This window comes from Stenotrophomonas sp. GD04024, assembly GCF_029837545.1.
Taxonomy (GTDB): domain Bacteria; phylum Pseudomonadota; class Gammaproteobacteria; order Xanthomonadales; family Xanthomonadaceae; genus Stenotrophomonas; species Stenotrophomonas forensis.
On sequence record NZ_JAOEDV010000125.1, the window covers coordinates 1 to 8,473 of the forward strand.

The 8,473-nt window shown below is 68.2% G+C and carries 12 protein-coding genes; 11 read left to right on the top strand and 1 reads right to left on the bottom strand.

All coding sequences use genetic code 11. The features are described from left to right. Window positions 1–459, top strand: a 459-nt coding sequence (locus N7590_RS21330) for a hypothetical protein (protein ID WP_279935878.1), incomplete at its 5' end; no start/stop codon positions are given. A gap of 100 nt (window positions 460–559) precedes the next feature. Here the strand turns inward: N7590_RS21330 and ccsA are convergent. Continuing rightward, entirely contained in the window at window positions 560–1,354 is a 795-nt protein-coding gene (ccsA, locus tag N7590_RS21335; protein WP_164241766.1) for a cytochrome c biogenesis protein CcsA, read from the bottom strand. A 122-nt stretch (window positions 1,355–1,476) separates the two neighbouring features. Between ccsA and ffh the strand changes: the two genes are divergently transcribed. The 10 genes from ffh to N7590_RS21385 form a co-directional block, all read left to right on the top strand. Further along, on the top strand, window positions 1,477–2,853 hold the full coding sequence (gene ffh / locus N7590_RS21340; protein WP_005408591.1) for a signal recognition particle protein: 1,377 nt from the start codon (window positions 1,477–1,479) through the stop codon (window positions 2,851–2,853). 90 nt (window positions 2,854–2,943) lie between these two features. Next, a complete protein-coding gene (locus N7590_RS21345) occupies window positions 2,944–4,020 on the top strand; it encodes a nitronate monooxygenase (protein ID WP_239544328.1) in 1,077 nt (358 codons plus the stop codon). Further along, entirely contained in the window at window positions 4,017–4,799 is a 783-nt protein-coding gene (locus N7590_RS21350) for an aminotransferase class IV family protein (RefSeq protein WP_164241765.1), read from the top strand. Before N7590_RS21345 ends, N7590_RS21350 begins: the two co-directional genes overlap by 4 nt. A 130-nt stretch (window positions 4,800–4,929) precedes the next feature. Next, entirely contained in the window at window positions 4,930–5,190 is a 261-nt protein-coding gene (rpsP, locus tag N7590_RS21355) for a 30S ribosomal protein S16 (protein WP_005415733.1), read from the top strand. A gap of 44 nt (window positions 5,191–5,234) precedes the next feature. Further along, window positions 5,235–5,747: a ribosome maturation factor RimM gene (gene rimM / locus N7590_RS21360; protein WP_040008492.1), complete on the top strand. Its 513-nt coding sequence runs from the start codon at window positions 5,235–5,237 to the stop codon at window positions 5,745–5,747. Between the two features lie 8 nt (window positions 5,748–5,755). Then, on the top strand, window positions 5,756–6,514 hold the full coding sequence (trmD, locus tag N7590_RS21365; protein WP_049456164.1) for a tRNA (guanosine(37)-N1)-methyltransferase TrmD: 759 nt from the start codon (window positions 5,756–5,758) through the stop codon (window positions 6,512–6,514). Window positions 6,515–6,668: 154 nt separating this feature from the next. After that, window positions 6,669–7,070 carry a 50S ribosomal protein L19 gene (rplS, locus tag N7590_RS21370; RefSeq protein WP_005408597.1) on the top strand — a complete coding sequence of 134 codons (402 nt, stop codon included), beginning with the start codon at window positions 6,669–6,671 and terminating at the stop codon, window positions 7,068–7,070. An 82-nt stretch (window positions 7,071–7,152) separates the two neighbouring features. Then, window positions 7,153–7,533, top strand: coding sequence for a DUF6404 family protein (locus tag N7590_RS21375; protein WP_164241764.1), 381 nt, complete (start codon window positions 7,153–7,155; stop codon window positions 7,531–7,533). An 80-nt stretch (window positions 7,534–7,613) separates the two neighbouring features. Next, the gene (locus N7590_RS21380) at window positions 7,614–8,048 is read left to right on the top strand and encodes a DUF1801 domain-containing protein (protein WP_164241763.1); all 435 of its coding nucleotides are present in this window, start codon (window positions 7,614–7,616) and stop codon (window positions 8,046–8,048) included. A gap of 38 nt (window positions 8,049–8,086) precedes the next feature. Further along, on the top strand, window positions 8,087–8,473 hold a 387-nt coding region (locus tag N7590_RS21385), incomplete at its 3' end, for a DUF1801 domain-containing protein (RefSeq protein WP_279935879.1).

An 8,473-nucleotide genomic window follows, 5' to 3' on the forward strand; every position in this document is an offset into this window, starting at 1 on the left:
AAGACAGGGATGTGGGTGTTCGCCGGGCTGCTGCTGGCCCCCGCCGTGCAGGCCGCACCGGCCTGCCAGGCGCCGGTGGCCGTGGCGCGCGCGTTCTACGAGGCGACGACGGGCAAGGGGGATCTGCTGGAGCCGCCGCCCGCGCTGGTCAGCCCGGCATTCGGCAAGGCGCTGCGCGGCGAACGTGCCTGCCAGGTGCGCGAGGAGGGCATCTGCACGCTCGATTCGGACCCTTGGCTGGATGGCCAGGACGGTGACATCGACAGCGCGGTGGACTACCAATGGCAGCAGGGCTCGGCCAGCGCCGGCGTGGTCGAGATGCGCTACACCGTGTGGGAGCAGGCGCGCCTGACCCGCGTACCGATGGTCCGGCAGGGCAACGGCTGCTGGCAGGTCGATGACATCGTGACCAGTCGCGGGCAGTCGGTGCGGAAGATCCTGGCCCAGCCGGTGCCCTGAACCGCCTACGGCATCCACGCAGGGTGCTGTCCAGTTGCCGGCCAGCGGCCGGCACTACCATGTGATGTTGGGGTGGGTGCCGACCTGGGTCGGCACGCCGCTATCGCGAATGCCCGAACACCAGTTCGATCACGAACTGGCTGCCGAAGAACGCCAGCAGCAGCAACAGCATCGCCGCCAGCGTCCAGTGCACCGCCTTCATGCCGCGCCAGCCATAGCGGCGGCGGCCGATCAGCAGCACGCCGAACACGATCCACGACAGCACGCTGAGCACGGTCTTGTGCACCAGCTTCTGCGCCAGCAGGTCGTCGACGAACAGCACGCCGGTGACCAGGGTCAGGGTCAGCAGCGCGAATCCGACGGTGATGACCCGGAACAGCAGCGATTCCAGGTCGGCCAGCGGCGGCAGCGCACGCAGCCACGGCCGGAACTCGCGGCGGCGCAGCGCGCGCTCCTGCAGCCACAGCATGATCGCCAGCAGTGCGGCGATGCTCAGCGTGGCGTAGGCCAGCAGCGCCAGCCAGGCGTGGCTGGCCAGGCGCCAGCCCAGCACCTTGCTCGGTTCGTGGCCGTAGCCGTGGTAGGCCAGCAGCAGCAGCGCGGCCAGCGGGAACACCACCACGCCCAGCGCCGACATCCGTCCGCGCGCGCCGACCAGCGAGGTCAGCCAGGCCATGCCCAGGCCGACCAGCGACAGCGCGGCGAAGAAGTGCATGTCCGGCCCGCCATTGGTGCGCATCGCCACCATCACGTGGTAGCCGCCATGCAGCAGCATCGCCGGCAGCGCCGGCCACAGCCAGGTGGGGGAGCCGGTGGTTTCATCGCGGCCGAGCGCGCGCACCAGCAGGGCACTGGCGGCCAGGTAGAGCAGGACGGCGATGAGAACGATTGTCATCGTTGCAGTTTCGCATACCCCCGCGGTGGTGGCGACGGCTGCAGCGTCGCAGCCCGGCAGGCGGGGCGGACCCGTTATACTGTCTGCCTTATTGTCCCCCGTTTTCAGACAGGTCGTACCGCATGTTCGAGTCCCTGACCCAGCGCCTTTCCGGCACCATCGAGCGCCTGCGTGGCCGTGGCCGCCTGACCGAGGAGAACATCCGCGAGGCGACCCGCGAGGTCCGCATCGCGCTGCTCGAAGCCGACGTCGCGCTGCCGGTGGTGCAGGCCCTGATCGAGCGCATCAAGGTGCGCGCGGTCGGCCAGGAAGTGCTGAAGTCGCTGACCCCGGGCCAGGCCCTGATCAAGGTCGTGCGCGACGAGCTGACCGCGGTGATGGGCGCCGAAGCCAGCGACCTGAACCTCAATGTTCCGGCCCCGGCCATCATCCTGATGGCCGGCCTGCAGGGCGCCGGCAAGACCACCACCGTGGGCAAGCTGGCCAAGCACCTGAAGGAAAAGCGCAAGAAGAAGGTGATGGTGGTGTCGGCCGACGTCTACCGTCCGGCCGCGATCGAGCAGCTGAAGACCCTGGCCGAGCAGGTCGGCGTGCTGTTCTTCCCGTCCAGCGCCGACCAGAAGCCGGAAGCCATCGTCCGCGCCGCCATCGATGATGCGCGCAAGTCGTTCGTCGACGTGCTGCTGGTCGATACCGCCGGCCGCCTGGCCATCGACGAAGCGATGATGGCCGAGATCAAGGCCCTGCACGCTGCCGTGAACCCGGCTGAAACCCTGTTCGTGGTCGATGCCATGACCGGCCAGGATGCGGCCAACACCGCCAAGGCCTTCGGCGATGCACTGCCGCTGACCGGCGTGGTGCTGACCAAGACCGACGGTGACGCCCGTGGCGGTGCCGCGCTGAGCGTGCGCTACATCACCGGCAAGCCGATCAAGTTCGTCGGTGTCAGCGAAAAGCCGGAAGGCCTGGACGTGTTCCATCCGGACCGCATCGCCAGCCGCATCCTCGACATGGGCGACGTGCTGTCGCTGGTCGAGCAGGTCGAGCAGCAGGTCGACAAGGACAAGGCCGCCAAGCTGGCCGAGAAGGTCGCCAAGGGCAAGAAGTTCGACCTGAACGACATGCGCGACCAGCTGGAGCAGATGCAGAACATGGGCGGCATCGGCGGCCTGATGGACAAGCTGCCGGGCCTGGGCAACATCCCCGACCATCTGAAGCAGCAGGTCAGCCAGGGCAAGGAAGTGCCGCGCATGATCGCCATCATCAGCTCGATGACCAAGAAGGAGCGCCGCAACCCGAACCTGCTCAACGGCTCGCGCCGCGCGCGCATCGCCAAGGGCTCGGGCGTGACCCCGGCCGACGTCAACAAGCTGATGAAGCAGTACATGCAGATGGAAAAGATGATGAGCAAGATGGCGGGCGGCGGCATGAAGGGCATGCTGCGCAGCATGAAGGGCATGATGGGCGCCATGGGCGGCCGTGGCATGCCGTTCCGTTGATCCGGATCAGGGCCGGAACCGATTGGGATCCGGCCCCGATTGCAACGACTGGCGTATGCTGGGCAGCGACTTCTCCCACAGGTATGTCGCGTGAACGCATCGCCGATTCTTGAACGCGCCGACACCTTCTGTCGGCGTTTTTCATTGCAGCTTCCGATCCTGCTGGCACCGATGGCCGGCGCCTGCCCGGTGCCATTGTCGGCCGCGCTGGCCAACGCCGGCAGCATGGGCGCGATGGGCGCGGTGCTGTCGTCATCGGCCGATATCGGCCGATGGATGGACGACTTCCGCGCCGCTACCACCGGTCCGGCGCAGGTGAACCTGTGGGTGCCGGACCCGGCACCGACCCGCGAAGTTGCCGCCGAGGCTGCCAGCCGCACCTTCCTCGCACAGTGGGGCCCGGACGTGCCGGCCAGCGCCGCCGATGCCACGCCTGCCGACTTCGAAGAACAGTTTGCCGCGCTGCTGGCGGCGCGCCCGGCAGTGGCCTCGACCATCATGGGCGTGCTGCAGCCACGCCACGTGCAGCAGCTGAAGGATGCCGGCATCGCCTGGATCGCCTGTGCGACCACCTTGTCCGAAGCACGCGCCGCACAGGACGCCGGCGCCGATGCGGTGGTGGCGCAGGGCGTGGAAGCGGGCGGCCATCGCGGCTCCTTTGATCCGGCGATGGCCGAGCGCCAGCTGGTCGGGCTGTTCGCGCTGCTGCCGCGCCTGGCCGATCACCTGCGGATTCCGGTCATCGCTGCCGGTGGCATCGCCGATGGCCGTGGCATCGCCGCCGCGCTCACCCTCGGCGCCAGCGCCGTGCAGATCGGCACGGCCTTCCTGCGCACGCCCGAAGCGGCGATCGCCTCGGCGTGGGCCGACGGGCTGGCCGCCAGCGAGCCGGAGGATACCTGGCCGACGCGTGCCTTCAGTGGCCGCCTCGGTCGTGGCCTGGCCACCCCCTATGTGCGCGCCGCCGCCGCGGACGGCGCACCTGCACCGCGCCCGTACCCGGTGCAGCGCGGCCTGACCGCACCGATGCGCAGGCAGGCCGTACAGGAAAACCGGCTGGCGGCGATGCAGGCGTGGGCCGGGCAGTCGGCATGGATGGCCCCGGCACAGCCGGCCGCCGACGTGCTGCGTGGCATGTGGCAACAGGCGCAGGCGCTGCTGCGATGACGGTGACCTGCAACGGCCAGCCGGCGCAGGTCGAGGACCTGCTGCCGGCACTGGTCAACTATGGCCATTTCACCTCGCTGCAGGTGCGCGGCGGTGCCGTGCAGGGGCTCGACCTGCATCTGGCGCGGCTGTCGCAGGCCACGCGCGAACTGTTTGGCAGCGAACTGGATACGGAGCAGGTGCAGGCGTGGATGGCGCAGGCGCTGCAGCAGGCGGCGCGGGCCGATGCCTCGCTGCGGGTGACGGTGTACTCGCGCCACTTCGATTTCCGCAGCCCGCTGGCGGCGGTGCCGGTGGACGTGCTGGTGGCCGTCTCCGCGCCGGTGTCACTGAGCGCACCCAAGCGGGTGCGCAGCGTGGCCTGGCAGCGCGAGCTGCCGCAGATCAAGCACGTGGGCACCTTCGGCCTGTTCGCCGAGCGGCGTGCGGCGATGGCCGAGGGCTTCGACGATGCCTTGCTGGTCGGCAGCGACGACTGCATCAGCGAAGGCACGACCTGGAACCTGGCCGTCCACGACGGTCACCAGTTGATTTGGCCGCGCGCCCCGGCCCTGCGGGGTACCGCCGAGCGCCTGCTGATGCAGCACTGGCCCGGCCCGCAGGTCACCCGGCCCCTCCCGCGGGCGGCCCTGGACGGCGTGAAGGCGGCCTTCGCCTGCAATGCCAGCGGCGTGTGGGCGCTGGAGGCCATCGACGGGCAGGTCCTGCCGGGTTCGCAGGCGCTGGCTGAACTGGGCAGGGCGGTGCTGGCAGGGGTGGCTTGGGACGATCTGGGCTGAAAGCCCCGCCGGGCAGGGCCCGGCGCTACCGTGAAGGTCGGGGACCGCCGGGGTTGGCTCGGCCCGGCTCTGCCGCTATAATCGCCCGCTTACCTCGCCATCCTGGCGACTGGGCAATAGGAAAAACACCATGGTCAAGATTCGACTGACCCGCGGCGGCGCCAAGAAGCGTCCGTTCTACCACATCATCGTCACCGACGTGCGCAGCGCGCGCGACGGCCGCAACATCGAGCGCGTTGGCTTCTACAACCCGGTCGCCCAGGGCGCCGAGAAGCGCATCGAGCTGGACCTGGCCCGCGTTGACCATTGGGTCAAGAACGGCGCCCAGCCGACCGACAAGGTCCGCAACCTGATCAAGGAAGCGACCAAGTCCCAGGCCGCTGCGGCCTGATCCTGACGGGCCACGCTTCGGCGTGGCCCTCTTGGTTGAAGCAGATGAAAGATATCGAGCGCCGCATCCTGCTGGGCAGGGTTGTCGGCGCTTTTGGTGTGCGCGGCGAGATCAAGCTCGAGTCCTGGACCGAGCCACGTTCCGCCATTTTCCGTTACCAGCCGTGGATCGTGCGCAGCCCGTCCGGCGTGGAAACCACGATTGAAGGTGTGCGTGGCCGCGACAGCGGCAAGCACCTGGTCGCCCGTTTCCCCGGCGTCGAGGACCGCGATACCGTCGAAGCAATGCACGGCACCGAGGTTTACGTGGCGCGCAGTGCGTTGCCGCCGCCGAAGCCCGATGAGTACTACTGGGTGGACCTGGAAGGCCTGGACGTGAAGACCACCGAGGGCGTTGCCCTGGGCCAGGTCTCGCACCTGTTCAGCACCGGCGCCAACGACGTGGTGGTGGTCCGTGGTGACCGCGAGCGGATGATTCCGTTCGTGCAGCCGGACTTCGTCAAATCGGTCGACTTCGAGGCCAACCTGGTCGTGGTCGACTGGGATCCCGAGTTCTGAGTGTGAGCATGCGTTTCGACGTCATCACCCTGTTCCCCGAGTTCCTCGCCCAGTCCGCTGGGTTGGGCGTGGTCGGGCGTGCGCAGGAGAAGGGCCTGTTCAGCCTGCATGGCTGGAATCCCCGTGATTACGCCGAAGGCAATTACCGTCGGGTGGACGACCGTCCGTTCGGCGGTGGCCCGGGCATGGTGATGCTGATCGAGCCGTTGCAGGCCTGCCTGCAGGCGATCCGCGATGCCGACCCGGCCCCGGCGCGGGTGATCTACCTCAGCCCGCAGGGCGCACCGCTGACCCAGGCCAAGGTGCGGGAACTGGCGGCATTGCCGCGCATGGTCCTGCTCTGCGGCCGCTACGAAGGCATCGACGAGCGTTTCCTGGAAGCCAATGTCGACGAGGAGATTTCCCTCGGCGATTACGTGCTGTCCGGGGGCGAGCTGGGCGCGGCGGTGATCATCGACGCCGTGGCCCGCCTGCAGGACGGCGCCCTGAACGACGCCGAATCGGCGGCGCAGGACAGCTTCGAGGGTGACCTCGGCCTGCTCGACTGCCCGCATTACAGCCAGCCGGCCCAGCATCCACTGGGTGACGTGCCGGAGGTACTGCGCTCGGGCAACCACGCGGCCATCGCTGCCTGGCGCCGCCAGCAGTCGCTGGTCCGTACCGCCCAGCGGCGCCCGGACCTGCTGGATGAACAGGCACTGGGCAAGGCCGACCGCAAACTGCTGGACCAGGCCCGGCAGGCCCTGAAACAGAAGGCCGGCCCCTAGCGCAGGGCTGGCTTTATCGGCTATGATGGCCAATTCCCGCCAGCCCCGGCCGGCGCGCGCAGTACCCACAACAAACGTGCAGCACAGTCCAGTGACTGCATCAGCCTACGTTGTCGAAACGACACACCCACCCGAACAAGAATCGGTGTAACCCATGAGCAAGCTGAACAAGTCCATCGTCGCGGAATTCGAATCCGCCCAGATCACCCGCGAACTGCCGAAGTTCAGCCAGGGCGACACCGTTGTCGTCAACGTGAAGGTGAAGGAAGGCAGCCGCGAGCGCGTGCAGGCCTACGAAGGCGTTGTGATCGCCACCAAGAATGCCGGCCTGAACTCCTCGTTCACCGTCCGCAAGATCTCGCACGGCTACGGCGTCGAGCGCGTGTTCCAGACCCACAGCGCCATCATCGACTCGGTCGAAGTGAAGCGTCGTGGTAAGGTCCGCGCCGGCAAGCTGTACTACCTGCGTGGCCTGGAAGGCAAGGCTGCCCGCATCAAGGAAGACCTGGCTGCCGCTGCTGCCGCCAAGGCTGCCCGTCTGGCCGAAAAGGCCTGATAAACAACTTCCGTTGTTGCCGCGACGGCCACCTTCGGGTGGCCGTTTGCGTTTCCGGCCGTGTATGGGTCACGATCAGGTGATGAGCGACATCAATCCGCGCTATCCCGCCGCAATCCAGTCGGCGCTGCGCTTTCTCGACAGCAAGGGGCTGGCGCGTGCGCAGTCGGCCCCGCTGTTGCATCGGCTGCTGTGGCGCGTGGGCGTCGCATTGCCGCCGCCGATCCTGGCCGGCTTCGGCACCAATGCGCTGGTGCAGGGCCTGTTGTTCGGGCTGTTCTGGACCGGGCTGATGTGGCTGATGCTGTGGCAGGGCAGTGAGCGCCCGCTGGCCCTGCTGCTGGTGGCCGGGTTGCTGGCCGGTGCCGTGTTCGGCGTGGTGATGGCGGCGCTGATGCATGCGCTGCGGCGTCACCGCAAGCTGCCGGGCTGGCGCCGGTTCCTGGCCGGCCAGACGGATTGAACCGATGGCGCAGCGCGCCGTGACCGGCAGGCATGCACCGCGCTAGGCTGCGCTTTCCACTCAGATGGACGTGCCGTGCGATGCCTGCCAAGCGAACCGCACCTTCCGCCGTTCCCAGGCTGCTGTCCGGTGGCAACCCGCAGATCGCCAAGGGCGAGGGCGATGCCACGGTGCAGGCCTACATCGCGGCGATGCCGGACTGGAAACGACCGATCGGCGAGCGCCTGGATGCGCTGATCGAGCAGGCCGTGCCCGGCGTGCACAAGGCGGTGAAATGGAACTCGCCGATGTATGCGGTGGCCCCGGGCGCAGGCTGGTTCCTCAGCTTCCATTGCTTCACGCGCTACATCAAGGTCGCGTTCTTCCGCGGCGCCGCATTGAAGCCGGTGCCGCCCGAGCCATCCAGAAGCGCCGATACGCGCTACCTGCACCTGCAGCAGGACGGGGTGCTGGATGAAACACGCTTCCTCGACTGGGTGCGGCAGGCGGCCGCATTGCCTGGCGAGCGCATGTAAGCCCGACGTTTCGATTCCCCTCCCGAAGAGAGCACCTGATGGCCACACACGCGCCCAACCCCGCCGATGCCGGAACCCCGGCGGCCGAACTGATCGATGCACGCATCACCGAACTGGGCGACTGGCGTGGCGAGACGCTGGCACGCGTGCGCGCGCTGATCCATGAAGCGCTGCCGGAGGTGCAGGAAACCTGGAAGTGGCGCGGCACGCCGGTGTGGGTACACAACGGCATCCTGTGTACCGGCGAGACCTACAAGCAGGTGGTGAAACTGACCTTCGCCAACGGTGCGGCACTGGCGGACCCGAAGGGGCTGTTCAACGCCAGCCTGGACGGCAACACGCGGCGCGCGATCGACATCCATGAAGGCGCGATGCCCAATGCCGCCGCGTTCAAGGCGCTGCTGCGCGAGGCGGCCACGTTCAAC